Below are 26,121 nucleotides of genomic sequence, written 5' to 3'. Positions count from 1 at the left end.
ATGAAATGCAGATCGGCGGGAATGAATGACAATCAGAGCCGCATCAGCTGACGGAACGCCTTGATGTTGCTGCGACTGACCGGCACCTCGAACGGCAGATCATGGAGCCGGATGAGATAGGTGCTGTTAAACCAGGGGACGATTTCGCGGATCTTGTTGATGTTGACGCAGTAGGAGCGGTGACAGCGAAAGAACCCCTCGGCAGGCAGCCGGCTGACAAACTCACTGATGGTCATGGTCATCACGTAGCGATCATCGCGGGTATAGACATAGGTGAGCTTCTCGTCAGCTTCCGCGTAGTAGATCTGCTCGCAGGGGGTGACGATGATGCGCTCCCCCTTCACCAGATTGACGGTGCGATTCTGCGCAGCCCCCGGCTCGCTCCCCTGCCCCGCCTGCAACTTGCCTGCCTGCTCCAGCTTTTGCAGCAGGCTGATGATGCGCGGCTCGTTGTAGGGCTTGAGGATGTAGTCGAACGCCTCCAGCTCGAACGCCTCCACCGCAAACTCCTTGTAGGCGGTGACAAAGACGATGTGGGGCGGATGGCTCGACTTGTGCAGGTTCTTGGCCAGCAGCAGGCCATCGATGGAGGGGATCTGGATATCCAGAAACACCACATCCACCTCGTGATCCTGCAGGTATTTGAACGCCTCCAGCCCATCCTCAAAACTCGCCACTATCTCGATGGTGCTGTGCTGATTCACCAGATAGATCAACTCCTCGCGGGCCAGATACTCATCTTCGACAATAATGGCTTTCAGCATGACAACACCTCTCGCGGCACACACTTATCCTCAACCATGATGGCACTCAGCATGGCATCGACTCCTGATCCGGCAGATAGAAACTCACCTCGGTACCCGGCTCCAGCCGCTTGAGGTGCAGGCCGTCGCCATAGAGCAGCTTGACCCGCTGATGCACGTTCATCAGGCCTATGCTGCGGCTCTCCACCCGACCGGCGGCCACCCCGTCGATCACCGCCTGACTGATGCCGTAACCGGTGTCCCGTACCGATACCCGGATGCCACCCGCCAGCTGTTTTACCTCGATGGTGACCCGACCCGGCGCACTGCGGGGCTGGATGCCGTGCAGGATGGCGTTTTCCACCAGCGGCTGCAACAGCAGGCTCGGCACCTGAATGTGCACATCGTCCACCTCGAACACCACCTCCAGCTTGTCGCCGAAGCGGGCCTGCTCAATGGCCACGTAGTCGCGCACCTGCTGCAGCTCCTCCTGAATGTCGATGAGTTCATCCCCCTTGTTGAGGTTGTAGCGCAGGTAATCCGCCAGATTGGCGATGAGCTGGCGCGCCTGCTGGGGACGGATGCGGATTAGCGACGAGATGGCGTTGAGGGCATTGAACAGGAAGTGCGGGTTGATTTTGCTCTGCAGGGCGGTGAACTCCGCCTTGCGGGTCATCTCCTTGAGCTGCTCGATGCGCGACACCTCCATCTGGGTGGAGATGAGCTGGGAGAGGCCCACCGCCATCTCCCGCAGGGAGCTGGTGATGCTGTGGGTGCGGCGGTAGTAGATCTTGAGGGTGCCGCTCACCGAGCCGTTTTCCCGCAGCGGAATAATGATGACCGAGTGGAAATCGGAGAGGTGATACTGGCGCAGATCGTTGTTGATGATGATCTGGTCGAGCAGCACCGCCTGCTGGGTCATGCCGCTGATGGCGTGGTGCTCGTCCAGCTCGTAATAGTCCTTGCCCACCCCGACATAGGCCAGCACGTCATGGGTATCTGTGATGGCCACCGCATCGGCGCTGATGTCGCGCCGGATCACATCGCACACCTGACTGAGGGAGTGGCGATCGATGTTCTGGAAGAAAGGCAGCGTCTTGTTGGCGATATCGAGCGCCAGCTTGGCCTGCTTGGCGGCAATCAGCTCCTTCTCGTCATCCAGATCCTGCACCAGCTTGATGATGAGGCCGATGCAGAGCGCCCCGGCGATCATCGGATAGGCGATATGGTTGACGATCTCGACCCCGACTTCGTGGGGCTCGGTCAGCAGCCAGATCAGCAACATAGTGAGCCCTTCGCAGAGCATCCCCGCCAGAATGCCGTAGAGCCAGAGCCGCGACTTGCGGCAGCGCAGGTGCAACCAGGTGGCGAGCAGACCGGCGATGATGCTGGCAATCAGGCAAGGGATGGAGGTGTGACCATCCATGTCGATGAGGTAGCGGTGCAGGCCGGAGATGACCCCGGCCGGAATGCCGACCCAGGGGCCGAACAGGATGCCACCGGAGATAATGGCGATGATCCGCACGTTGATCAGCGCCCCCTCCACCGGAATGCCGGTATAGGTACTGAACACCGCAAACAGGCAGAAGATGGAGGCTACCAGCACCAGCTCCGCCGGGGTGTGATCCCGCTTCTGGAACAGCCGCTGGAACGGCCGGGTGCGGGTCAGGAAGAAGAGGGTCATCAGCATCAGCGCCGCCCGCTCGAACACCGCCAACAACATCATTTGATTTTCGAGCAACACCCGCACCTCTCCCGCATGTAAAACAACAAGGCTGCGCATTGTGCCACTCCAGGTCGGTCTAAGCTTTTTCTAATGCTCGCCGATAGAGAAATTGACTCCATTCGGGGCCACCACACAGGAGATACACATCATGAAAAAGAACTTCCTGCTGCTTGCACTCCCCACCCTGCTGATTGCCAACCAGGTCGAGGCACAAACACTGAGCCAGACAGTGACCTGGCAAGCAACAGCCAGCAAAGACAGCCAATCCTCCGTCAGCTTGCTGCATCCGGGGCAACAAGCCATTTCCACAACAAACCCGGCGGCTCAAGTATTGGCAGCCAAGCTAACCTCTCCCGATAGCGGGTTAACGTTTAAAGCTCGCACCTTGTCGACGGCAAGTGATACCCCCACTGTGATGCTTAATGGCAAAAAGCTCACTACAAAGTACCAGTCAGTCCCAGCAACGGAACAATATTATCTTTCATATCAACAAACGGCCCAGTCTGCTGGGCAGCTAACCGAAAGTGGGTATGAGCTAGTAGCCTACTGGTAATCGCCTAAGACCGCAGTGAGAGGGGTTACTCCCCTCTCGTTTTGTGTGCTTTATTCCAATAATCGACCCCAGCCTTTACCTGTTGATACATATTTCGGACCTGTCTCAATGCTGCGGGCATGCAAACCGACAGACGAGGTGACTGCTCCCATTCGCTACAGCAGGCAACCAATTCATCCGCTCCCAGAATCCTGGCCCCCCCTTTCAAACGATGCAGCTGGGCCAAGAACTTCTGGCTATGACCTTGCATACAGGCTTCAGCAAGATGCTGCATGTCTTGTTCAGATGCAGTGACAAACTCATTAATCAATACGCTCATCAGCTCACTGTTCCCTACCGTAAGCTTGCTCAATTTATGCATGAATCGAGTAGCCATATCTTCAGGAGCCAGCAATATTTTCCCTGGGTGGTGGGTAGCCAAGCATGCCTTGAGGTCATCGAGACTCACGGGCTTGAACAAACAATCGTCCATCCCAGCCTCCATGGCCCTCTGCACTTGATCTTGGCGAGCATCTGCAGTCAAACCAATCACTACGGTACGCACGGCTTCATTATCTCGCTCCTGCTGGCGCAGCAAAGTGGTAAATTCCAAACCATCTATATCAGGCATATTGAAGTCGCTAATGATGATATCAACAGGCTCCTGTGACAACAGTTGCAGAGCGGATTTACCTGAGCTGGCCGTCAGCACCTCATGACCTAAAAATGTCAGTTGCTGGCTGACCAGCAAGAGATTTGTCGGGTGATCGTCAATAACAAGAATACGGTATCCCGCATTGTCATATGACGGAGTAAACCTCTCTTCTGAGCCACACTCTCGGACAGCCAAGGTTTCCGCAAGAGGCAAACGAAGCGACACGATTACCTTTGTCCCCAGTCCCAGCTCACTGTTTATTTCCAGATCACCTCCCATCATCTGACACAGAGTCCGGCTGATCATCAGTCCCAACCCGGTGCCAGATTTTTGTATATCGGCAGGTTGCGTAGCCTGACTAAAGGGCAAAAACAGATACTCCAAATCTTCCTTACTGATCCCGATCCCGGTATCAGCGACACTTACGGTGATGTCACACCATTCTCCATCTGGCCGTAAATCAACCGCCAGTTCGACACCGCCTTGGCGGGTAAATTTAATGGCATTACTCACTAAGTTGGAAAGCACCTGCTTATACCTAATAGGGTCAACCATGACGGCCACATCATGCTGGTCGTATAATTTCAAGGTCAGTCCCTTCTGACGTGCTACGACAGAAAAAACATTGATTACAGACTGGTTAAGCACATTGATTTGTTGCGGTGATGGAGACAGCTCCAGTTTGCCTGATTCAATTTTTGAAAGGTCCAGTATGTCACCTATCAACCCTAGTAAATCATGCGACGCTTGATAGGCGACTCGAATTGCATCACGGTCCTCCGTATTCAAGCCATCCTTTCTTAATGTCAACTCAAGCAAACCAATGATGGCATTCATCGGCGTTCTGATCTCATGGCTCATTGTGGCTAAAAAGGTTGACTTGGCACGACTGGCCGCCTGAGCATCACGGCTTGCATTATCTAGTCTCTCGATCAAAGAGACTCGTTCACTGATGTCTATCCAGCCACCGACAACACCATCGACCTCTTCTGAAAGGCCACGAAAAACCTGTATCCAGTGATATATATTTAAAACTCGATCGGTCAGCAGCAATACATGATCGCCATCTCTGGGCTCTGCATCCTGAAGAGTCCCTCGATAAACATCGCCAAGGACTGACATATATGGCCAGCGTCGCTCACATTCTTCTATTGTCAAGCCGATTAAGTCTCTTTTTTCAACATCAAAAAATGCCGCATAACTGCTATTACAGAGTATCAAGCGACCTGTTACATCCCTAGCATAAATAGGATGGGGAGTACTATCCACCAACTCTTCAATAAAGTTAAGCTGTGCATTCAGCTCTATTTCCGCTTTTTTTCTCAGCTTGACTTGCCGGCGCAAATAGAGTATCCAAAAAAAGGCTAATACCAGCGTCAGCAGTGCTGCAAAAATATACTTAGCATAAATAACTATAAACTCATAAAAAGACATTTCATCATGTTTTGCACTGACTCGCCAGCGAGATGCCAATATATCCAGCTCATCAGGTGGGATGGAGGCCAATACTTTATTGATGATGCCAATCAGGTTTGACTGATCTTGGTTGACAGCAAAGGATGCTCTTATTGGCATCGAATCAAAAAGCTCACCAGCAATGATCAAGCTATCTGAATATTCTGAGTTAATCAGATACTTGGCTGCTCGCAGTGGCACCAGTGCCATATCACATCGTTCAGAGAAGACACATTCCACCGCGTCAGTAAGTTTTTTCACCCATACTGGCTTATTGACTGATAGCTGGCCCCCATAAGGATATTCCAATCGAGCACCCTCAATCTGCGCAATGCGGCCACGTTCTAATATCTCGCTGGCAGATGGTCGCTGTGGATTTTTCTTAACGACCATCACAATGGGATCAAGCATAAACGCACGGCTAAACAGCAGCGTGTCTTCACGAGCTTTCGTCGGGGTAATGACGATGGCATCAACCTCTCTGCGCCCCAGTCTTTCTAGCTGTTCAAGATAAGAGCCGATAGGTACGGGAGTGACCTGAATGCCGAGCTTGGCACCAATCACCTGTAATACATCCAGAGAGATGCCATGCAGGTTACCTCTGACATCGATAAAGCTCAGTGGCGGTGCCCCTTTATTTACCGCAATTCTAAGCTCCCCTTTGCTATTGATCCATTGCCATTCCTCTTCCGTCAGCATGGCAGGCTTTGATTCGATAGATAGGCCCCCACCACTCCATCTTTTCAAAATAGAGTCATGATGGAACGTGGTGACGACACGGAGAGCAATATTCACTATATCTCTTAGGAGATCATCATCAGACTTGAGTCCAAATGCAAAACCATTGGTCTGCGCAAAAAGTGGTCTAACCAGATGCACACTGTCCTGATAAAGCTTATTGACAATAAAGTTACCTGATATCATGTCAATCAATACGGCATCAGCCTCACCATAGGCAACCGCAGCTACCGCACTGTATTTTGAGGCATGTATATCTATCTTCACACCAGGTAATATTTTTATTATTTCAGCCATAGGCAAATAACCTTCTGCCACCGTAATATTTTTTATCTTTTTATTATTTACACTGATGTTTTTATAGAGAGCCGGCTGATCTTCAAGATAGACATCCGTTAATAACAATCCATTATTTATCTCATACCCATTGGCAGAGCTGATCATGTCAGCCTCCCCCATCTTGACAGCCATGATCGCTGCATCACGTGAAGGGTATTTTTTGGCAAAAATATCTATATCAAGAATTTTCGACAGCAATCCAAGTACATCGGCCGTTGCACCCTCATAGTTTTCTGAGCGAATGGTAATATCCAAGGGGGGGTTATCAGGCAATGGCACAGCCAATACCAATTGCTCTTTTTTACGCAACCATATTAGTTGTTCAGCATTAAATGCCGGCAAGGTGTTTTTATAGTTATACGATTTCTCACGAGAATGAATTTTAATATATTCGTCTTTCGATGATGCAAAGCTAAAAAAAGGTATCACCAGCATAATAGCAAGATATTTAATGAAGCTGTTCATTTTCATTGGCGTCCACTCAAAAAAGACTTTTGCTCTTTGCTAGTTCTATTAGCTCCACAATATTGGAAACATTTAACTTTGCCATCAGTCGTGCTTTATAAGTGCTGATGGTTTTTTCACTAAGCAACATATCTATAGCAATTTCCTTATTTGCCTTGCCAAGGCAGAGGTTGCGCAACACTGTCATTTCTCGACTTGATAGGGTGCTGAAAATATTATCTCCATCAATTAGCTCTGCATATTTCCCATGATGCATAACTTTTTTTGGAAAAGCTTTTTTCTGACTCTGGCATTTCAATATAGCCTTTTTAAGCATCATAATATCATCTAATTTTGAGACAAAACCATCTGCTCCGGCTTGCAAACACCTTAACATATTATGTTGACTATCGAGCGCGGAGAAAACAATGATAATAGCAGGCGATCCCTCCATTCTAATTCTTTTAATCACTTCTATACCATCCAAACTTGGAATTCCGATATCAATGATAGTAATATCCGGATTGATTTTTTTAAAAACTGACAGGGCATCAACACCATTATCAACCTCACCCGCAACTATATAATTTTCTTGTTGCAACAATATGCGAATGGCAACTCTTATTGCTGGATGATCATCCACAACCAATACTTTTCTCATGCTCCCTCCAGGACGGCTCCAACTGAAAACCAAAATAATGCTGTCTATTCTTAGCTTTACTTGAGTTCCTAAGGCGTATCAAGCCATAGCCAAGCTTTCTAATAGCTTAATGAACGCCTCATCAATCATGAATCTTATCTGGCATTTACTGCTGGAGCTAATACATGAATGTCTGATGCATCATGATTATAGCTGAATGTGGCCATGGCTAACGGAGAGAAAGATCTACTTTTAAATCATTGATAATTAATGCCTTTATAAGATTCCCTACATAACTATACGTTAAGGAATGGTAAAGCAAAGGTACTTTCGATTACCACTTAACACATTGTTATGTCTAGCAATAACTATTTCGTAATAGATTGTTTCAAGCATCCCTGCCAAAACATCGATGCAACAACAGTCACCGAAATAACCAACAAAAAAACAACAAACCCCGTTGTTGTTTTTTAAATGCACCTTAGGAATTGTCCTACATGCTTTTTGGTCGCATCTCGAAACATGGCCGATTAATATTTTTCCATCTTGGCAAACAGGCATGTCGCGGTGAGATTCCGATAATAAGTGCATTGCATACCAGCCAAGACCACGAGAACGCATATTCAATCACCAGAATATAAAAACAACCGAGGATTTATAATGAAAAAGACTCTGATCGCCATCGTTTTAGCTGGCTTTGCGTCAACTGCTGCCCATGCTGCAGTTGAAGCACCTCCTTCCATTGCAACCTGGAAAGCCACAGCCAAGAAAGATACCAGTAGCGACCTGGTCGTCACTCCGCTGGGCAGCCTCGCATTCCAATATGCCGAAGGCATCAAGGGCTTTAACACCGTCGATGGCCTGTTCGACGTTAGCGTTCAGGGTAATGCCGGCGAGGTGGGCGCTGAGCTGACCGAATTTACCCTCAAGGCCAAGAAGTTGAGCGGTACCCTGAACCACCTGAGCGGCGGTTCAACTGTCGATGTGGGTGTGTTCTGGATGGGCCAGCCGGTCGCTTCCACAGGCTACACCACCCTGATTGACACCGCAGCCGGCATCAATGGTGGCAACCTGGCACCAGTTGCACAGGGCGCCAATACCGCTGGTGAGCGCACCAGTGCTCAGGCCGCCTTCAGCTTCAATATCGACAGCGCCACCGTCAATGGGACAAACGCCCCATTCACCACCCTGCCTGACGGTATCTGGTCTGGTGAGGTCAGCGTTGAGTTTGTCGCCAGCTGGGCCTAAACACGCCACCCGACTCCAACTGGGGGGCCAATCTGGTCCCCCTTTTTTAATTACGGAACACCATCATGCGATTCACGATCTTTCTGCTGGCAGGCCTGTTTTATCTGCCGGTGGTCAATGCGATCAACGTAGGGTCGGTCACGACCTTTATCGATAGCAATGAAACCGAAGTGGCCAAAGAGATAGAAAACAACAGTGACCAGGCTCGACTGGTAACGGTGAATATCTCGCGTATCTCATCCCCTGAAGAAGGAGGGGTAGACATTCCGATGGAGGTAGAGGGTGAATTGCTGCTCTCACCGGCACGCATGATGTTGCCCGCCAAGGGGAAGAACAACGTGCGTTTCTTCTATAAAGGTCCCGCTGATGACCAGGAGCGTTACTACCGCATCACCTGGCGCGATACGGCGCTCTCCATGGATGAGCAGCGCAACGAGAGTCGTCAGGCGATGGCCACTACCTCTGCCCAGATCGGCACCATTCTGGTGGTGACCCCACGCAAGGTACGCTTTGACTATCTCTTGAGCCATGGCGAGCTCACCAATCGGGGCAATGCCTCTTATCGGGTGGTGGCCTATGGTGTTTGCCGCGACCAACCGGGCAAGCAGTGCAAAGAGACCTATTACGACTTGCCGGGCAAACAGCGCGTCTTCAAACGGGTTGATACCAATCACGAGAAGAGTCACGTAGGTCTCTGGCTCGGCAAAGACTTTGCCACCGTCAAGTAACCTTGCAGCGACCAGCTCAAGCAGCAGACTAATCACTACTTTGGATAAATGATGCGCCCCTGGATTCAACAATATGCCGTCAGTGTTGCCGCTCTATTGCTTGCCACCAGCGCAGCCGCAGAATCGATCGCACCGTTGCGCCTTGCCAATGTCATCATTCCAGCCAGTTTTGCCAGTGCACTGCGCGATGGTTTGTCAGTCCCTGTGCTGCTGCACTATCGGGATGAACTGAGCGGGAAAGAAACCCTCACCTCAGATCCGATTGGCAGTGCCACTCTGGTGCTCAGAGAACAGCAGTTGCAACTGCTGAATATCGACTTCGGCGCCAGCCAGCAACAGACGCAGCTCAACGAGGCGCTGGTCTCGACCCTCTCTGCCGATAGCGAACAACGCACCTTTGATGAGCAAGGTCATCTGGAGGTCAATTCCGATGCCAGCATGAAGCTGGATTTGCTCACCATGCAGTTGAATATAGAGGTTTCTCGCGATGCCTTTGGGATGGCCGCTACCCAAGATTCAAGCACCAGCCTGACACCCAGTGTAGAGGCGCTGACCAGCGTGCATCGTTACAACTTGGGCTACTCCTTCAACAACACGGATTACGGCTATCTCGACTCCAACTTTGTCCAGCTTGGCAGTACCTTCGGCTACGGGGCGCATCACATGACGCTGGATGGTTCTCTCTTCAACCTGGGCGAGCCACAGCAAAGCGGCACACTTTACAGTGCCATGTACGAGCGGGATCTGGATGATCGTCGTCTGGCCGCTGGCATGGTATCGACCTGGGATTTGCAAACATTGGGCATGGTCACAGCCCTGAACAGCAGACGTATCTATGGTGCTTCTTATGGCAACCAGGCCCAGTCTCGCCAGCAGAACGCCAACCAATCCACGACCCCGGTGCAGGTCTTTATGCCCGCCAACGGCGAAGCGCGCATCTATCGGGATGGCCGTCTGATTGGGCTGCAGAACCTCAATATCGGCAACCAGAGTATTGATACCACTTCCTTCCCTGGTGGTGTCTATAACGTCACCGTTGAAGTCTATGTTGATGGACGTTTGACCGACACCAGCACCCAGCGCGTCACCAAATTGGGAGGGGGCAACCAGTTCGTCGGCCGTTGGGGCTGGCAGTGGTGGGGGGGCTGGATGGAATCAACCTCAGATGAGCAGGGTGACTCTCCCTTGTTGGGCGTATCTTTCTCTCGCACCCTGGATGCCCTCACCTATTCCGGTACCAGCTATGCCTTCAACCAGGCCGTTGTTGCTGAAAGCGGGATACAGTGGCAGGCCCATGAACGCATCAACCTGGGCGCCCAGGCCATGGCCTCTTCTGATAGCGCCTGGCGAGCAGGTAGCAACATCAGCGTACAACCGATCGACAATGTGTCACTCTGGGCTTCACAAGAGAAGCTGAGCAGCGGCTCACGCCTTAACCTCAGCGAAAGCCACCTCTACTCATCAGGACTCAGTTTGAGCCTTGGCGGCTGGCTGAATGGCCTGGGCCAACTCTCGTTCAGCACTACCCATGACAAAGAGATAGGCAGCACACGCAACTATCTGGACTACTACCAGCACCTCTATTCCGGTCGCTATGGCAACCTGTCGATGCGCGCCAGCGTGCAGAGCGGCAATGATGACCGCATCGGTAGCAACAGCAACAAGAGCATCACGCTCGATTACAGCTTGCCGCTGGGCCAGCTGTTCAGCATGGGCATGAGCAGCAACGAACAGGGCCAGAGCATTGCCAACCTCAACTACCAGCAGCGGTTGGAGGGGGTTGTCAACCTGGCTTCTCTCAACGTCCAAAAGGTCTTGAACGGTGATGAACGAGGTTCACCCGCCCTCTCGGGTACCTTGGGCTTCGAGCATCAAGTCATTAGCGGCACCTCCAGTCTGTCGCGCAGCAGTCAGGGTGATCTTAACGGCAACCTGATCGCACGGGGCTCGATCGCCACTGCGGGTGAACACCTGGCAGCATCAGGCAGGAACGAGGCCAACGCTGGCGTGCTTATCGATACCGGGTTATCTGGTGGTGGACAAATGCTGGCCAAGGTCAATGGCCAGGACTATCCCCTGCAAGGTGAGAAAACCTTCCTGGCCCTGCAACCCTATCAGGAATATGAAATCGAGCTGCTCAACAGCAAAACCAGCATGGACAGCTATGAAATAAACACCGGTAAACAACGTTACACCCTGTTTCCCGGCAACGTGGCCACCCTGGATGCACGCAACAATATCAAAGAGATGGTCACAGTGTTTGGCATCATCAAGGCAGAGGATGGCAGCCTGCTGACCAATGCCAGGTTGGATAATCACATCGGCAGCACGGTCACCAATGAAGCAGGGGAGTTCTCTCTGGATGTGGATAAAGCCAACCCCATGTTGATGTTCCGCCGCGGCAGTGATTTTTGTGAAGCGGAGTTGGATCTTGAAGAGCAGACTGGCGCCGCCTGGATAGGGGTCATTACCTGCAAGGGGCTGCCGACATATGCGATGGTGACAAGGAATTAACCGTGAAGGCCTCTCTTTGCTCGACGCAATGGTTGTACGCTGCGCTGACTGCACCGGATATTGGGTCATTGTGATTAAGCACGACGCCATCATTTTCTGTTAATTGAAAACGAAACCGAGGACAGCTGGCTTGTGAGACCGATAAAGGTGGTACAAGCAGCACCTTATCAAGGAAGGATGTATCACTCCGGGCAATGTTGATGACAATCAAAGCTCCGGTCACTCATCGAATGTTCGACAGATGGTGAATAGCAAAATGCCCCAGGCCATGATGAAGGTCACCAGAACTTATTATTGGAAGAGATAGATATGTATCGTACTTTCTTGTGTTTGATCTCGCTGGTTTGGGGGCTTCCCGTCACAGCCATTGATATAGGTGCCATGACAGCAATCATGGAACCATCAAGTGATTTGATAGCGCGGACCATTATTAATAATGACCGTTTACCCAAGGTGTATGAAGTCAAAGCACAGAAGATAAGCGACCCCACAGCCAAAGGCTACCCATTGGCCATGTTGCCCGGTGAGCTGCTGTACACCCCCAAACGCTTTGTACTGCACGAAGGGCAGAGGCAAAATGTCAAAATCTATTACAAGGGAACCAAGGATGATCAGGAGCGCTACTATCGCGTCTTTTTTGTCGAATCACCCGCAGCCCAGCTTGAAAAAAAACCACCCGTCGATCGCAAAGGTACACTGGAGCTGAACATTGAGGTGCAATCCATTCTGGTGGTGCGACCCCGTCAGGAGAAATTCAATTACGAGCTCGATGAAAGCGAAGGGACGATTCGCAACACAGGCAACACCTTCTTTGAGTTTATTGTCAAAAAAGGCTGTAATGAACCAGACAGCACGGCAGATACCAAATATCTGCTACCGGGGGAGACTTGGTATAACACCAAGATTGCACAATCCGGCAATCAGAAGCTGATCGTGTATGACCGCCGTTTTATGACCATAGGTCAAGCATGCTCACCAGCTTAACGCATAAGCGCATCCGCTTCTCTTCGTGATGATGCATCCCTAAACGTCGCGGACTGAAAACAGTATTCAAGACACGACTGGGTTGACATATTTTGAACATATCAGGATAACTCATGACACATTTTTCCAAAATATTGCTGCTACTGCTGGGTAGTTACCAGGTGATGGCCAACACCCCGGTCCGCTATATCGACAGAGAATCGAATTTGGTCGTTATAAGTGTAGAGGGGCACCCCGATTTGCTCGTTCGTACGCCTGATACCACCTATGTTAATATTTATAATCTGGACAAGACCAATGGAGGGTTGAGTTTCAGTAAAAATGATAATTTTTTACCACAAGCCTTACTTGATGGTTACAAACTGGATGTATGGGAGGATGGCCCCATTTCCTTCCCGTATGCGAGTTTGCTGTGTGACAATAATGGCTATTATAAGCAGGGGTGCAGCGGTTTCAGTACACGAGCGAGGCCTGCTCAGATAGACGCCAAAGGCTTTTATGGCCTCAGTGACCGTATCAGCCGTGTCGGTGGTTTGAGCAGCAGATTATCGCAAAGTGCACTCTGGTATCTGCGCGATATGCCGGTAGGCACATCGATAGTGCGTGACCTCCACTATTGCATCTACCAAGATACAAACAATTCCAACCGTTGCACCGCCCAACCCGGCTCAGTCGACTGGCGCGTGCGTAAATTAACCACCAATAAGGTCGGGCACATCAAGTTTGTCAGCAAAGATATCAATGAAGAGATTGTGATAGATAGCAATGGCAACCCTACTCCTGCCCCCGGTGGGAGCGGCGCCTGTATTGCTGACAGGGTGGGCAATAGCAATGGGCTCACATGCACCATTGCCTCATACAACCTAAGCTGGGTAGGAGTTCCGAATTCACCCTTAGAGCAGTATTTTTTTTCTGGGGTTCTCAAAGAACGCCTATATAGTAGCGATGAATTAATAGCCTTCAAATTTGGCCAACAAATCTGGTCGATTCTTTATCCTGGGAGCGAAACTATAGTTAACTCATTAAGGATTAACAACCAACGCGGGACAGAACAGATTAAAGTATTTTTCAATAATGCACTTCTCAAGAGAATGTACAAGCAAAATAAAGTACATTTTGATGACATCGCGGAACTGTATGCCACATATCAAACCGGTTACCTGTATGGTCTATCCATACCTTTTAGGGGAGGGTTTGAGTTTATACCGCGAGCACAGACAGTGAGCATCAAGTCGGCCGATGGTAACCCATCGCCTTATCAGACCGGTGAGGTGGGCAAGGACAATCTGGTGTTTAACTACGAGCTGTCGGAAACCGGTTATACCAATGCGGCCCGACTGGAGGTCAAAGTCACGCAAGATGTCGGTATTCCCCATCAGGGTCGGTGTACCTTCTACCCGGACGGACAAATCGAATCCTCCCGGGCAGTGCCTGTGCCTACCAGCATCATCTTCAGCTCTGTTGGTAACCAGCCGGTATCCACGCCCATAGAGTGTAATGGCCCTCCCATAGACCTGAGGTCCAGAAAGATTATTGAATCACGACCAGCGCAAGAATGGGATGAGGGTGGTATAGGTTATACCCGCTTCTATGACCTGGGCCTGCAATTTTCACTCACTGACAATATGACCAGAAAGACGGTGAGCGGTGATGACTGGGAAGGGCTCGTTCATCAGAGTGGAAAAGTCATTCTTACCGGTCTCTGGAATTGATGCTACCAATATATTAACCAAATTAATGCCTGGCTTTGCCAGGCTGAGATAACACAACAATTAATGAAAATGCCATGATGAATACTATTGCCTCGCGGTGCAGTATTCAATAAAAACAATACCACATCTGCAAACATGGCCTGTCGACTGAAATAAAACATGTCAAAGCATGACTACTTTGAAATATTTAAAACACCCTCGAGAAATTTATGAAAAACCTTGTAAAAATATTCACGCTACTGCTAAGTAGTTCCCAAGTGATGGCCAACACCCCGGTCCGTTATATCGAACGAGCGTCAGACATTGTAATCCTTAGCGTAGAGAACCATCCCGATTTCTTGGCTTATACCCCTGATATAACTTATGTTAACATCACTAATCTGGGCGGTACATCTGATGGTGTATTGGCCTTTAACAATGATGTTCCTTTTCTGCCATCAAGATTACTGGATGGCTACAAACTAGATGTATGGGAGGATGGCCCCATTCCCTTCCCGTATGTGGGTTTGCTGTGTGACAGTAATGGCTCTAACAAGCAGGGATGCATCGGCAAGAATACACGTGTGAGGCCCGCTCAGATAGACTCCAAAGGCTTCTATGGCTTCAGCGACCCTAGCAGTCGTACCGTTGGCTTGCTCAGCAAATTATCGCAAAGTGCATTCTGGTATCTGCGGGATATGCCAGTAGGCACATCGGTAGTGCGTGACCTCAACTATTGCATCTACCAAGATAAGAACAACTCCAATCGTTGCACCGCCCAAACCGGGCCAGTCGACTGGCGCGTGCGTAAATTAACCACCAATAAAGTCGGACACATCAAGCTTGTCAGCAAAGATATCAATGAAGAGATCGTGATAGATAGCAATGGCAATCCGCTCCCAGCCCCCGGTGGAAGCGGCTCCTGTGTTGCCGATACGGTTATTTACGCCAAGGGGATCTCGTGTACCGTTGCCTCATATCAGCTAGATTGGAACGGCACTAGCAGTTCGCCCTTAGCTCCTTTTTTCTTTTCTGCTCGCAAGATCACTCTTTATGATAAAGTGGCTTTTAAGTTTGCCAATGAGGACTGGGTTGGCTTGCAAGGTAGCAACTATTCAAGCTCTCAAAGAGTAAGGCAGCAGCGTGGCACATCACAGATAAAAATGTTTTTAAGTTCAAATTTAATAAAAAACATGGCAAATGACAAAAAATTAAATATAGATAACATAGCCCAACTTATCACTTCATATACTAACTCGCCTTTGGACGGTTTACGCATACCATTTAAGGGCGGTTTTGAGTTTATACCGCGAGCACAGACAGTGAGCATCAAGTCGGCCGATGGTAACCCATCGCCTTATCAGACCGGTGAGGTGGGCAAGGACAATCTGGTGTTTAACTACGAGCTGTCGGAAACCGGTTATACCAATGCGGCTCGACTGGAGGTCAAAGTCACGCAAGATGTCGGTATTCCCCATCAGGGTCGGTGTACCTTCTACCCGGACGGACAAATCGAATCCTCCCGGGCAGTGCCTGTGCCTACCAGCATCATCTTCAGCTCTGCTGGTAACCAGCCGGTATCCACGCCCATAGAGTGTAATGGTCCTCCCATAGACCTGAGGTCCAGAAAGATTATTGAATCACGACCAGCACAAGAATGGGATGAGGGGGGTATAGGTTATACCCGCTTCTATGACCTGGGCCTGCAATTTTCACTCACTGACAATATGACCAGAAAAACAGTGAGCGGTGATGACTGGGAAGGGCTCGTTCATCAGAGTGGAAAAATCATTCTTACCGGTCTCTGGAATTGATGCTGCCAATATATTAACCAAATTAATACCTGGCTTTGCCAGGCTGAGATAACACAACAATTAAGGCAGATGCCATGATGAAATCATGGCATCTGCCTTAGTATAACATTACTACACATTCTTGTTCTGTATATTTATAAAACCACAGTTATAAATATCTCAAAACTGCGCACCACTCTAAATAAAAGGCAACTATACTATGCTTTTTATGCGTTTAAAAACTCATTTAAAAGTCATCAACATGACAACAACTTAATTGAATAGGCGAGAGTGGTAACATCGGCATAAAAACGCCCAATAGGGAGGGTAGCCTATGCAATAGGCTGAGACTGATTCAGTATAAAATGACGAAAACAATCGCAATATGGCTTTCAATTCATTATAGATTTTATTGTTTTTGCAACAGTAGTCCTTCCTTAAATAGCTGGCGGGCATGTTCAGCATCGATATGTTCAAACAATGCTGGATCAGGACAATGAAGAACCTGAGCACGTAACCGATGAATATCTTGCCCCGCAAAGGCGGGTTTATTTGTAAGAAATAATGCGTAAACATTTTGATAGACAGACGCACGATTTTTCTTTGCCAATTCAGATGCTGTATGCCACAAAGTATTACCCGCAGTATCGATCAGGCATTTCCCACCTTTGGAAAAAACCCGAACCGGCAATTTCAATGGCAACTCAGGGAGACGCTTGCACGACTGTGCCGGCACCTGACCCTTGATTAGTGGCCGTCCTGGCGATGACCAATAGATAGTTTGTTGCGAACTTAATAACTGACAGGATACTGGAATACGCAGGGTAAACAAATCTTCGATTATACCGCCTTGTAATGGCACCAATTTATCATCACCCCGTAAAAATAGCTCTCCCTGGACGCTGGGTGTGATTAGCATCATGCGCAAGAATCCATCCCGATAGCTTTGGAACTGAAATGACTCTGCAGCCCATGACCATTGAAAAATACATAACAACCCTATCACCCGAGCAATCATCTAATACCCCTTTTTCATAAGGGGCATATTTCATTGCACTCAGTTGAACAATAAAAGAGCTAGCCACACAAAAAGGAAAGTTCTTACATGAATAGGTATGGCAAGATCTCTGCACAGATTTTTCTTCCTATCAACAGAACTGGCCAGCCACCCAGCCGGAGGACCAGGCCCACTGGAAGTTGTAGCCACCCAGCCAGCCGGTCACATCCACCACTTCGCCGATGAAGTATAGGCCGGGCACCTTGCGTGCCTCCATGGTCTTGGAGGAGAGCTCGTTGGTATCGACGCCACCCAAGGTCACTTCTGCGGTGCGATACCCCTCAGTGCCGTTGGGCAGGATCTGCCAGTCACCCAGCAGGTTGGCGATCGCTTCAAGTTCCCGCTCGTTGTACTGGCGCATCGGCTTGCTGACCAGCTGACCCAACTCCACCAGCTTGTCGACGAAACGCTTGGGCAGCTCGCGCCCCAGCACGGTTTTCAGCTCCTGCGCGGGGTGCGCTTGCGCCCATTCGCGCAGGGCGGCCGGAATATCCAGCTCCGGCAGCAGGTTGATGTGGATCTTCTCGCCAGCGTGCCAGTAGGAGGAGATCTGCAGGATGACGGGGCCGGAGAGGCCGCGATGGGTAAACAGCATCGCCTCCTTGAAGCGAGTGCCATCCTCGGCGGTGACCGCTACCGGCAGGCTGATGCCCGCCAGATCGGCAAACGCCTCTTTCTCCGCCTGATGGAGGGTAAAGGGCACCAGACCGGCGCGGGTCGGCAGCACGTTGAGGCCGAACTGCTCCGCCAGCTTGAAGCCATAAGGGGTCGCACCCAGCTTGGGCATGGAGAGACCGCCGGTCGCCACCACCAGCGAGTGACAGCCGATCTCACCCTTGCTGGTCGTCAACACAAAGCCTTCGTCCTGCTTGCTGACGGTGAGGATCTCGGTCTGGAACTGCAGGGTCACCCCGGCCCAGTCGCACTCAGTGAGCAGCACATCGACGATCTCCTTGGCACTCTCGAGACAGAACAGCTGCCCCAAGGTGCGCTCGTGATAGTTGACCCCGTGGCGATCCACCAGATCGATGAAGTCCTGCTGGGTATAGCGAGCCAGCGCCGACTTGCTGAAGTGGGGATTCTCCGACAGGTAGGCGTGAGCGCCCGCCTGATGGTTGGTGAAGTTGCAGCGACCACCGCCACTAATGAGGATCTTGCGGCCCGGCTTCTTGGCGTTATCGAGCACCAGCACGGAGCGGCCACGGTAGCCCGCCTGCGCCGCACACATCAATCCGGCCGCACCGGCCCCGATCACCACCACATCGACCTGCTTCATCATCACTCACTTATCAAAATAGAAACGGCACCTGGCCAGAACCGAGATTGCCTCTGGCTGACATCACAACGGTGACTGCCCACCAGAATAAACAACGGCCCTTAAAAGGGCCGTTATTGTACTGGCTGAACACTAAGTGTCCACGACTATCAGGCGTTGCTGTCCATGATGCTGGCAGGGGCGCCCTTGGCCAGTTCGGCCAGCTCCTTGTCGATGAAGTAGAGGCCCTTGCCATCTTCACCCACCAGACCCAGACGGTCGACGATGCTCTTGAACAGCTTCTCCTCTTCATGCTGCTCGGCCACATACCACTGCAGGAAATTGAAGGTGGAGTAGTCCTGGGTAGTGAAGGCTACGTGAGCCAGACCATTGATGCACTTGGTGATGTGGTACTCGTGCTCCAGGGTGGTACGGAACACGTCACCCAGCGACTTGAACTCGTGGGGAGGGGCATCGATGGCACCCAGCTTGGGCATGGCGCCGGTCTCGCTCACGTAGGTGAACAGACGCTCCATGTGCTGGCGCTCCTCGACCGCGTGCTGGCGCAGGAAGGTCGCCGCCCCTTCAAAGCCCTTGTCTTCGCACCAGGCGCTCATCTGCAGATAGAGATTGGAGGAGTAGAACTCCAGGTTAATCTGCTCGTTCAACTTCTCGATCATGGCTTGGGCCAGCATCTTGTTTCTCCTCAGTGATTTGGTATCGATTGTCGCCACACTCCCGCCGCGAATCAACCCGCCAACGAGAGGGAGATCCCGTTTCTTTCAGCTCAGGGGGTCAGCTCCCCAAGGGAGGCGACATCCACCGGCGCAGCATAATCGACGCCCGGCAGCTCGAAGCCGTTGAGCTGCATGAAGTCCTGCCGCAGCCCTGCAAAGTCCCCCAGCGCGTGGAAATTGTCCGGCGTCACCTTGGGCCAGAGCGCCGAGACGGCGGCCTGAATGGCCGGGTCGAGCTCGTGGTCATCCATCCGGATCAGCCGGTTACCATCGGCCACCACCCCATTGGCCCCGTACATCTTGGCGGCAAACAGTCGCTGCATCTGCTCGATGCAGCCTTCGTGCACACCGCGCTCCTTCATTACCCCCATCAGCAGGCCCAGATAAACCGGCAGCACAGGAATATAGGCGCTCGCCTTGGTTACCAGCGCCTTGCAGACCGACACCCAGGCATGGCCGCCAATCTCGGCCAGTTGCAGGTTGATGGTCTCGGCGGTGGCGTGCAGATGCTCCTTGGCATAACCGATGGTGCCATCCCGATAGAGGAGATAGGTGGATTCGGGGCCGATGTAGGAGTAGGCCACGGTTTGCGCACCGGGGGCGAGACAATCCGCCTGCTGCAACGCCTGCATCCAGAGCTGCCAATCCTCGCCGCCCATCACAGTGACGGTGTCGCGGATCTCCTCCGGCGTGGCGGGCGCCAGCGACTGCTGCACCAAGGTATCGCGTTCCAGATCCAATCCCCAACCGCTGAACGGCTGGCCGGTGGTCTTGAGCACCGAACGCACCTGCGTGCCATCGGGCAGCACCCGGATGCCGCTTGCGAGCGAATAGATCACCAGATCCACCTGCCCCAGCTGCTGGCGGATGGTGTCGATGGCCTGTTGGCGCATCCCGTCGGAGAAGGCATCGCCAATCAGGTTGATGGCGATACGCCCCTCCTGCTCCGCCTCCTTGCGAAACCAGATGTTGTTGTACCAACCGGCGCTGCCGAGCCCTTTGTCGGAAGGGCCGCGCTCGAAGGAGATACCGATGGTGTCGGCACCGGCACCAAAGGCGAGTGCAATGCGCGACGCCAGTCCAAACCCGGAGGAGGCCCCCAGCACCAGCACCCGCTTGGGGCCGTTGAACGGGCCAGCAGCCTTGATGCGTTCGATCTGCTGCTGCACGGCGGCGCGACAGCCGATGGGATGACAGTTGCGGGCAACACAACCTTGAATCTGGGGATGAATGATCATGGGAAGGCCTCCAAAGAAACTGGCTACAGCATAACCAAATCGAAGGAGATTAACTTGATGCCGGATCGCTATCAGTCAGAAAAGCAGCAGGAAATGAGGCAGAAAAACAAAAGGGAGCACGTGGCTCCCCAAAGCGGTATTCAGATGCTTTTTGTTGTTTTGTGTTCATTGCGAAGCACGGGCCCATCCTATGCCTCTCCCCCCTGATCGGCAAGCCGGGGGGTGTGACCGGCGTCAAACTATTGTTTAATTTATAGGCAAATAGTGGTTAATAACTGAGTGGCTGACCCTGTGTCACACGTCATTAAACTCATTTAAATCCCAAAACTGTGCCTGAGGCACCATTTTAGTTTCAGCAGAGATTGGTATAGTGGACTGAAGGATCGGTAAGGAGAACCCCCATGAGTGGAACAACCTATTACAAGCATATTCTGGCCGCGATCGACCTCTCTGAAGACAACCGCAAGGTGATCGACAAGGCGGTGGACAGAGCCCGCTCCAACGGCGCCAAGCTGTCGGTTATCCATGTCGATGTGGACCTCAAGGATCTCTACACCGAGATGATCGATATCGACATCGACAACGTGCAGGATCAGGTGATCGCCGAAGCGAAAGAGAAGCTGGAGGCATTTCTGGCCTCGGTGGACTATCCCATCGAGAAGAAGCTGGTGATCTGCGGCGATCTGAGCGAGCGGGTCAATCAGGCAGTCAAGGAGTACGAGATCGACCTGCTGGTGTGCGGCCATCGCCAGAGCTTCTGGAGCCTGCTCACCTCCAGCGCCCGTCAGCTGATGAATACAGTGCCCTGCGATCTGCTAGTCGTCCCCTTGCAGAAGTAATGAAACCGGCGTAGTGTGATTTGCTATGAATATGACCGCATTCAATCACAACTACTGGTGGTGCTGCTCCTAAACAGGCGGCACCGCGTTTCTATTGTAAATTTCCCAAAGAAAACACCGTGACCGCCGAGAGGCGGTCAACTGTTTTTATCCCTTTGTCGCCTCCCGGCTCACCCAACTGGAGAGAGTGACATGCACGACCCCGTTATCCTGACTGGCGATCGTCCCACCGGCAAACTGCACATCGGCCACTATGTCGGCTCCCTGCGCCAGCGCGTCGAAGCCCAGCACCACTACCGTCAATTCGTGATGATCGCCGATCTGCAGGCGCTGACCGACAACGGCCACAACCCGACCAAGGTGACCGACAACGTACTGGAGGTAATGGCAGATTATCTGGCAGTCGGCCTCGACCCGGCCAAGACCACCTTCTGTCTGCAGAGCGCCCTGCCCGCCCTCGCCGAGCTCACCTGCTACTACCTCAATCTGGTCAGCGTCGCCCGGCTGGAGCGCAACCCCACCGTCAAGGCGGAGATCCAGCAAAAAGGGTTCGAACGCACGCTGCCGGCCGGTTTTCTGGTCTATCCGGTGAGTCAGGCCGCCGACATCACCGCCTTTCGCGCCAGCCACGTGCCGGTTGGGGAAGATCAGCTGCCGATGCTGGAGCAGACCAACGAGATCGTCCGCCGCTTCAACTCTCTGGTAGGCAAAGAGGTGTTGACCGAATGCCAACCGATCCTGAGCGACACCGGCCGCCTGCCCGGCATCGACGGCAAGGCCAAGATGTCCAAATCCCTCGGCAACACAATCGAGCTCGGCATGTCGGCGGAAGAGGTCAAACAGGCGGTGTTCGCCATGTATACCGACCCCAACCACCTCAAGGTGAGCGATCCGGGTCAGGTGGAGGGAAATACGGTGTTCGCTTATCTCGATGCCTTTCACCCCGACAAGGCGCTGGTCGCCGAGATGAAGGCGCACTACCGACGCGGTGGACTGGGGGACATGCGCTGCAAACAGGTGCTCAACGACTGCCTGCAGACCCTGCTCGCCCCGATGCGGGAGCGCCGTGCCGCGGCCATCGCCGACAAGAAGATGCTGCTGGAGCTGCTCTATCAAGGCACCGAGCAGGCTCGCATCATCACCGATGAGGTATTGGCGGAGGTGAAAAGCGCCATGGGGCTGGATTACTTCGCCAACATCCGCTGAGCGGGGGTCCCGAGCGCATCGTCGCCGTAGAGGTCGAACACCAACTGGTGCAACAAGCTCTTGAACCAGCCTATCGCCTCGTCGTGGGCGGTGAGCGGGTGCCCCGCCATCAGGTAGACGATGGGGATTGCGGGGTCGAGCTGGTGCATCCGCAGCGGGTAGTAGCGGCAGAAGTGGCGCCCGATCATCTCGGGCACCACCACCAGATAGCGGCCGGTCGCCATCAGTGGCGGCACCGCCATAAAGCTCGGCAACCGCACGCCCAGCTCCCGCTCCACCCCGAAGCGGGCCAGCCAGAGCTCCACCATCGCCTGACTGTGACCCCAGCTGGAGGTGTGGATGTGGGGACGGCTCACCAGCTCGACCGGAGTCAGCACATCGGGCAATTCGCTGCCGAGCGGCGACAGGCAGACCAGCGGGTTGTTGAACCACTCCTCCCGCCACAAGCGGGGTGAGAGGTGATTCGCCCCGGCGAAACCGATCACCAGATCCAGCTCCCCCTTCTCCAGCTCCCGCTCGTAGTTGCTGTCGGCCAGCTCGCACACCTCCAGCCGACAGTGAGGGGCCTGCCGATGGAGCCGCTCCACCAGCACCGGTACCAGTCCGTGCTCTACCGAACCCGGGGTGGCGATGCGGAAAATCCGCCGCGCAGTGGCTGGATCAAACCCCTTGGCCTGCCGCAATCCCTGCTCCAGCATCGCCAGCGCCTGCCGTACCGGACCGGCCAGCGCCTTGGCTCGCTCGGTCGGCATCATCTCGCGCCGACTCATCACGAACAGCGGGTCATCCAGCGCCACCCGCAGCCGCCCCAAGGCGTGACTGACGGTGGATTGGGAGAGATGCAGCCGTTCGGCGGCACGGGTGACATTGCGTTCCTGCATCAGCATGTCGAATACGGCGAGCAGGTTGAGGTCGAGACGGGCGAGCGAGCTATCCATCGATATTTGCCATAGTTAAATGCCAACAATTCATTTTTACCATAGTAACAGATTGCCTAGAATGCGCTGGCTTAATACATCGGAGATTCAAATGCGTAGCTATCTGTTATTGCTGGCCATTGGCCTGCTGTGGGGTTCCCAATTCATTTTCATGCACCAGGCCGTTGCCGAGTTGCCCCCCATTCTGGTGGCTGCCGGTCGTGCCCTGTGCGGCAGCCTGACCCTGGGTCTGCTCTGCCTGTTCATGCGGCTCAAGAGTGAGCACACCCCGTGGCGCACCTATATGCTGATCGCCCTGCTGGATGCCACCATCCCCTTCATCATGGTCGCCTGGGGCCAACAGTATGTGGATAGCGCCATCGCCGCCGTGGTCATGGGCTGTATCCCGTTTGTGACCATTCTGGCTGCACCGCTGTTTATTTCTGGTGAAAGAATCACCAAAACCGGTCTGCTTTCCGTGATCATCGGCTTTGCCGGTGTGCTCACCCTGTTCTGGCCGAAACTCTCCCAGGGCATGAACGCCGGTCTGCTCGGTGCCATGGCCATCCTGCTGGGTGCCAGCTGCTTCGCCATCGGCCTGCTGATGATCAAGCGCTTCGCCAAGGACCATCCGGTAGTGGTCGCCCGCAATATCCTGATCTCCTCGGCAATCCAGTTGCTGCTGGTCGCCCCCTTCATGGTTGATCTCGGCAGCCTGACCCTGCCGAGCACCCAGGCCCTGAGCGCGATCACCGTGCTGGGTACCCTCTGTACCGGTCTGGTCTACTTCCTCTACATGGCGCTGATCCAGAAGGCCGGCCCGACGTTCGCCTCCTTCAGCAACTATCTGGTGCCGCTGTTCGGCGTGATGCTGGGTGCCCTGTTCCTCGGCGAGCAGATCCATCCCACCACAGGTGTTGCTCTGGCCCTGATCCTCGGCTCGGTCGCCATGAACCAGTGGGCGCAACAGCGTCGCATGCAGCGCGAGGTATCCCTATGTCAGGCATCCTGACCACACTGTGCGGTGGTCTGGTACTGATTGCCGGCTGGCAGTATCGCCAGCGGCTGGCCGGGATCCTGGGCCTGCTGATGGTACTGCTGCCCTGGTTCTTCGATAGCAAGCTGCAAGCCATGCTGAGCTATGCCCTGAATGCCTGAAGTCCATCTCTGAATGTGTGACGAGAGTCTATCTCTCCTGTTTTTGGGACTGTTTTAAAAAACCTCCGATTTGTCCCCCGCTACCGGCGCTCTGCGCCGGTTTTTTTATGCCTGCCAGCCGGCGTCAGATCAGATAGCGATAGCTGAGTCGCTCGTTCTTGCGCGGCCCGGTGATCTGCCAGCTCAGCAGAAAACCACCGTCGATCTCGGTCAGCTCGGCGCTGTAGTGATCCGCCCCGCACAGATGGGGCTCGGCGGTCAGCCAGCGGCCATCCCCCTGCGGCAGCAGCTCGAACAGTTCGACCGGCGCCTCATAACGCAGATGGGAGAGACGGATCCCCCGTTCGCTGCGCTGCCACCAGAAGCGGTTGTGCATGGCGAGCTCCCTGCCATGAGGCGTGATGTAACGGCCCTGCTCGTTAAACAGCCAGCCCCCCTGATGATCGGTCACCTGCACACGCCCCTCGCCCCGACCATTCCAGTCGGTCGCCGACCCCTCGCTATTGCTGGCGGTAAAGGAAAATGCTCCGACCTGTGGCAATCGCGCCCATAAACGCTGGATTGCCGCTTCCATCTCGGCCATCATAGCCCCCTTAAAATTGACAACTGATGATAAATCAAACACATGAACTACTTGATAGGGGTCACCCTGCTCTGGTCATTCTCCTTCAGCCTGATCGGGGTCTACCTCGCTGGCCAGGTGGATGCCTACTTCTCGGTGCTGACCCGCATCGCCCTCGCCAGTCTGGTGTTTCTCCCCTTCCTGCGCCGCCGCTGGCTGCGCCCCGATCTGGCGGCCAAGCTGATGGCGCTGGGCGCCATCCAGCTCGGCATCATGTATCTCTTCTACTACCACTCCTTTCTGCTGCTGACGGTGCCGGAAGTGCTGGTCTTTACCATCTTCACCCCCATCTACGTCACCCTGCTCCACGACCTGCTGGAAGGGCGCTTCAAGCCCACCTATCTGTGGGGCGCCCTGCTGGCGGTGCTCGGGGCTGCCGTCATCCGCTTCGACGGCCTGACCGAAAGCTATGTGCTGGGATTTATGGTGGTGCAGGGGGCCAACCTCTGTTTCGCCCTGGGTCAAGTGGGCTACAAGGTACTGCTGGCACGGGAGGCGGAGCAACCGCCGCAACTGGCGGTGTTCGGCTGCTTCTATCTGGGAGCGCTGGTGATCGCATTGCCCGCCTGGTGGCTGCTGGGCAAGCCGCAATACCCAACGTCAGGGTTGCAGTGGGGCATTCTGCTCTGGCTGGGGGTGGGTGCCTCCGGCCTAGGCTACTTCCTCTGGAACAAGGGGGCGACACTGGTCACCAGCGGGGTGCTGGCCATCATGAACAATGCGCTCATTCCGGCCGGCTTGCTGGTCAATCTGCTGCTCTGGGGCAAGGATACCGACCTGACCCGACTAACCATCGGCGGCCTGCTGATGCTGGCCTCGCTCTGGGTCTGCCAGCGTGACAAGCGCGGCCAACCCTGACCTC

At 53.2% G+C, this 26,121-nt stretch carries 22 protein-coding genes; 12 read left to right on the top strand and 10 right to left on the bottom strand.

What is annotated here, in order from left to right:
- Positions 1-32: 32 nt before the first annotated feature.
- Positions 33-764: a LytR/AlgR family response regulator transcription factor gene (locus G5533_RS16645; RefSeq protein ID WP_441255093.1), complete on the bottom strand. Its 732-nt coding sequence runs from the start codon at positions 762-764 to the stop codon at positions 33-35.
- Positions 765-810: 46 nt separating this feature from the next.
- Positions 811-2,484 (bottom strand): sensor histidine kinase, encoded by a 1,674-nt coding sequence (locus G5533_RS16640; RefSeq protein ID WP_160880862.1) that lies wholly within the window; start codon positions 2,482-2,484, stop codon positions 811-813.
- A gap of 133 nt (positions 2,485-2,617) precedes the next feature.
- Between G5533_RS16640 and G5533_RS16635 the strand changes: the two genes are divergently transcribed.
- On the top strand, positions 2,618-3,022 hold the full coding sequence (locus tag G5533_RS16635) for a hypothetical protein (protein ID WP_421203620.1): 405 nt from the start codon (positions 2,618-2,620) through the stop codon (positions 3,020-3,022).
- A 25-nt stretch (positions 3,023-3,047) separates the two neighbouring features.
- Here G5533_RS16635 and G5533_RS16630 read toward each other — a convergent pair whose 3' ends face one another.
- Both G5533_RS16630 and G5533_RS16625 read right to left on the bottom strand, forming a co-directional pair.
- The gene (locus tag G5533_RS16630; RefSeq protein ID WP_441255092.1) at positions 3,048-6,659 is read right to left on the bottom strand and encodes a response regulator; all 3,612 of its coding nucleotides are present in this window, start codon (positions 6,657-6,659) and stop codon (positions 3,048-3,050) included.
- A 10-nt stretch (positions 6,660-6,669) separates the two neighbouring features.
- Positions 6,670-7,293, bottom strand: coding sequence for a response regulator (locus tag G5533_RS16625; protein ID WP_421203623.1), 624 nt, complete (start codon positions 7,291-7,293; stop codon positions 6,670-6,672).
- A 639-nt stretch (positions 7,294-7,932) separates the two neighbouring features.
- Here G5533_RS16625 and ecpA point away from each other — a divergent pair.
- From ecpA to G5533_RS16595, 6 genes are all read left to right on the top strand, one after another.
- On the top strand, positions 7,933-8,520 hold the full coding sequence (gene ecpA, locus G5533_RS16620) for a common pilus major fimbrillin subunit EcpA (protein ID WP_421203624.1): 588 nt from the start codon (positions 7,933-7,935) through the stop codon (positions 8,518-8,520).
- A 65-nt stretch (positions 8,521-8,585) separates the two neighbouring features.
- Positions 8,586-9,248 carry a hypothetical protein gene (locus G5533_RS16615; protein ID WP_421203626.1) on the top strand — a complete coding sequence of 221 codons (663 nt, stop codon included), beginning with the start codon at positions 8,586-8,588 and terminating at the stop codon, positions 9,246-9,248.
- 51 nt (positions 9,249-9,299) lie between these two features.
- Positions 9,300-11,762 (top strand): TcfC E-set like domain-containing protein, encoded by a 2,463-nt coding sequence (locus tag G5533_RS16610; protein ID WP_421206747.1) that lies wholly within the window; start codon positions 9,300-9,302, stop codon positions 11,760-11,762.
- Positions 11,763-12,071: 309 nt separating this feature from the next.
- The gene (locus G5533_RS16605) at positions 12,072-12,746 is read left to right on the top strand and encodes a fimbria/pilus periplasmic chaperone (protein WP_421236177.1); all 675 of its coding nucleotides are present in this window, start codon (positions 12,072-12,074) and stop codon (positions 12,744-12,746) included.
- Positions 12,747-12,859: 113 nt separating this feature from the next.
- Positions 12,860-14,458: a hypothetical protein gene (locus tag G5533_RS16600; RefSeq protein WP_421236176.1), complete on the top strand. Its 1,599-nt coding sequence runs from the start codon at positions 12,860-12,862 to the stop codon at positions 14,456-14,458.
- Positions 14,459-14,667: 209 nt separating this feature from the next.
- Complete coding sequence (locus G5533_RS16595; RefSeq protein WP_441255089.1) at positions 14,668-16,251, top strand: hypothetical protein; 1,584 nt, start codon at positions 14,668-14,670, stop codon at positions 16,249-16,251.
- 388 nt (positions 16,252-16,639) lie between these two features.
- Here G5533_RS16595 and G5533_RS16590 read toward each other — a convergent pair whose 3' ends face one another.
- The 4 genes from G5533_RS16590 to fabV form a co-directional block, all read right to left on the bottom strand.
- The gene (locus G5533_RS16590; RefSeq protein ID WP_421255561.1) at positions 16,640-17,248 is read right to left on the bottom strand and encodes a hypothetical protein; all 609 of its coding nucleotides are present in this window, start codon (positions 17,246-17,248) and stop codon (positions 16,640-16,642) included.
- Positions 17,249-17,378: 130 nt separating this feature from the next.
- Entirely contained in the window at positions 17,379-18,563 is a 1,185-nt protein-coding gene (locus G5533_RS16585; RefSeq protein WP_421236173.1) for an NAD(P)/FAD-dependent oxidoreductase, read from the bottom strand.
- Between the two features lie 149 nt (positions 18,564-18,712).
- Complete coding sequence (gene ftnA, locus G5533_RS16580) at positions 18,713-19,237, bottom strand: non-heme ferritin (RefSeq protein ID WP_005339225.1); 525 nt, start codon at positions 19,235-19,237, stop codon at positions 18,713-18,715.
- Positions 19,238-19,329: 92 nt separating this feature from the next.
- Complete coding sequence (gene fabV, locus G5533_RS16575) at positions 19,330-20,517, bottom strand: enoyl-ACP reductase FabV (protein ID WP_441255088.1); 1,188 nt, start codon at positions 20,515-20,517, stop codon at positions 19,330-19,332.
- A gap of 401 nt (positions 20,518-20,918) precedes the next feature.
- Between fabV and G5533_RS16570 the strand changes: the two genes are divergently transcribed.
- Both G5533_RS16570 and trpS read left to right on the top strand, forming a co-directional pair.
- The gene (locus G5533_RS16570; protein ID WP_005339229.1) at positions 20,919-21,356 is read left to right on the top strand and encodes a universal stress protein; all 438 of its coding nucleotides are present in this window, start codon (positions 20,919-20,921) and stop codon (positions 21,354-21,356) included.
- Between the two features lie 192 nt (positions 21,357-21,548).
- Complete coding sequence (trpS, locus tag G5533_RS16565; protein ID WP_421313177.1) at positions 21,549-22,562, top strand: tryptophan--tRNA ligase; 1,014 nt, start codon at positions 21,549-21,551, stop codon at positions 22,560-22,562.
- On the opposite strand, the gene G5533_RS16560 is transcribed toward trpS, so the two are convergent.
- Entirely contained in the window at positions 22,541-23,500 is a 960-nt protein-coding gene (locus tag G5533_RS16560; RefSeq protein ID WP_005339232.1) for a LysR family transcriptional regulator, read from the bottom strand. The two genes, trpS and G5533_RS16560, sit on opposite strands and share 22 nt — an antisense overlap.
- 91 nt (positions 23,501-23,591) lie before the next feature.
- Here G5533_RS16560 and G5533_RS16555 point away from each other — a divergent pair, with 91 nt between their 5' ends.
- Together G5533_RS16555 and G5533_RS16550 are read left to right on the top strand one after the other, a co-directional pair.
- Positions 23,592-24,491, top strand: coding sequence for a DMT family transporter (locus G5533_RS16555; protein WP_005357113.1), 900 nt, complete (start codon positions 23,592-23,594; stop codon positions 24,489-24,491).
- Positions 24,476-24,637 (top strand): hypothetical protein, encoded by a 162-nt coding sequence (locus G5533_RS16550; RefSeq protein WP_005339236.1) that lies wholly within the window; start codon positions 24,476-24,478, stop codon positions 24,635-24,637. The genes G5533_RS16555 and G5533_RS16550 overlap by 16 nt, the downstream gene beginning before the upstream one ends.
- 124 nt (positions 24,638-24,761) lie before the next feature.
- Here the strand turns inward: G5533_RS16550 and G5533_RS16545 are convergent, their stop codons facing one another.
- A complete protein-coding gene (locus G5533_RS16545) occupies positions 24,762-25,223 on the bottom strand; it encodes a DUF6314 family protein (RefSeq protein ID WP_080771398.1) in 462 nt (153 codons plus the stop codon).
- Positions 25,224-25,262: 39 nt separating this feature from the next.
- Between G5533_RS16545 and G5533_RS16540 the strand changes: the two genes are divergently transcribed.
- A complete protein-coding gene (locus G5533_RS16540; protein WP_139741965.1) occupies positions 25,263-26,117 on the top strand; it encodes a carboxylate/amino acid/amine transporter in 855 nt (284 codons plus the stop codon).
- Positions 26,118-26,121 lie beyond the last annotated feature (4 nt).

Origin of the sequence: Aeromonas sp. A600620 (genome assembly GCF_029479985.1) — a bacterium.
Lineage (GTDB): Bacteria > Pseudomonadota > Gammaproteobacteria > Enterobacterales > Aeromonadaceae > Aeromonas > Aeromonas veronii_A.
Note: the sequence above shows the minus strand (reverse complement) of the source record. Positions and strands in the feature narration are given on the sequence as shown.

Coding starts and splice junctions, on each gene's coding strand:
- G5533_RS16585 (WP_421236173.1), bottom strand. CDS start 18,563: ATGAAGCAGGTCGATGTGGTGGTGATCGGGGCCGGTGCGGCCGGATTG.
- G5533_RS16555 (WP_005357113.1), top strand. CDS start 23,592: ATGCGTAGCTATCTGTTATTGCTGGCCATTGGCCTGCTGTGGGGTTCC.
- G5533_RS16610 (WP_421206747.1), top strand. CDS start 9,300: ATGCGCCCCTGGATTCAACAATATGCCGTCAGTGTTGCCGCTCTATTG.
- G5533_RS16600 (WP_421236176.1), top strand. CDS start 12,860: ATGACACATTTTTCCAAAATATTGCTGCTACTGCTGGGTAGTTACCAG.
- G5533_RS16595 (WP_441255089.1), top strand. CDS start 14,668: ATGAAAAACCTTGTAAAAATATTCACGCTACTGCTAAGTAGTTCCCAA.
- G5533_RS16590 (WP_421255561.1), bottom strand. CDS start 17,248: ATGATTGCTCGGGTGATAGGGTTGTTATGTATTTTTCAATGGTCATGG.
- G5533_RS16625 (WP_421203623.1), bottom strand. CDS start 7,293: ATGAGAAAAGTATTGGTTGTGGATGATCATCCAGCAATAAGAGTTGCC.
- G5533_RS16645 (WP_441255093.1), bottom strand. CDS start 764: ATGCTGAAAGCCATTATTGTCGAAGATGAGTATCTGGCCCGCGAGGAG.
- G5533_RS16630 (WP_441255092.1), bottom strand. CDS start 6,659: ATGAAAATGAACAGCTTCATTAAATATCTTGCTATTATGCTGGTGATA.
- G5533_RS16560 (WP_005339232.1), bottom strand. CDS start 23,500: ATGGATAGCTCGCTCGCCCGTCTCGACCTCAACCTGCTCGCCGTATTC.
- fabV (WP_441255088.1), bottom strand. CDS start 20,517: ATGATCATTCATCCCCAGATTCAAGGTTGTGTTGCCCGCAACTGTCAT.
- ecpA (WP_421203624.1), top strand. CDS start 7,933: ATGAAAAAGACTCTGATCGCCATCGTTTTAGCTGGCTTTGCGTCAACT.
- ftnA (WP_005339225.1), bottom strand. CDS start 19,237: ATGCTGGCCCAAGCCATGATCGAGAAGTTGAACGAGCAGATTAACCTG.
- G5533_RS16545 (WP_080771398.1), bottom strand. CDS start 25,223: ATGATGGCCGAGATGGAAGCGGCAATCCAGCGTTTATGGGCGCGATTG.
- G5533_RS16615 (WP_421203626.1), top strand. CDS start 8,586: ATGCGATTCACGATCTTTCTGCTGGCAGGCCTGTTTTATCTGCCGGTG.
- G5533_RS16550 (WP_005339236.1), top strand. CDS start 24,476: ATGTCAGGCATCCTGACCACACTGTGCGGTGGTCTGGTACTGATTGCC.
- trpS (WP_421313177.1), top strand. CDS start 21,549: ATGCACGACCCCGTTATCCTGACTGGCGATCGTCCCACCGGCAAACTG.
- G5533_RS16540 (WP_139741965.1), top strand. CDS start 25,263: ATGAACTACTTGATAGGGGTCACCCTGCTCTGGTCATTCTCCTTCAGC.
- G5533_RS16570 (WP_005339229.1), top strand. CDS start 20,919: ATGAGTGGAACAACCTATTACAAGCATATTCTGGCCGCGATCGACCTC.
- G5533_RS16635 (WP_421203620.1), top strand. CDS start 2,618: ATGAAAAAGAACTTCCTGCTGCTTGCACTCCCCACCCTGCTGATTGCC.
- G5533_RS16605 (WP_421236177.1), top strand. CDS start 12,072: ATGTATCGTACTTTCTTGTGTTTGATCTCGCTGGTTTGGGGGCTTCCC.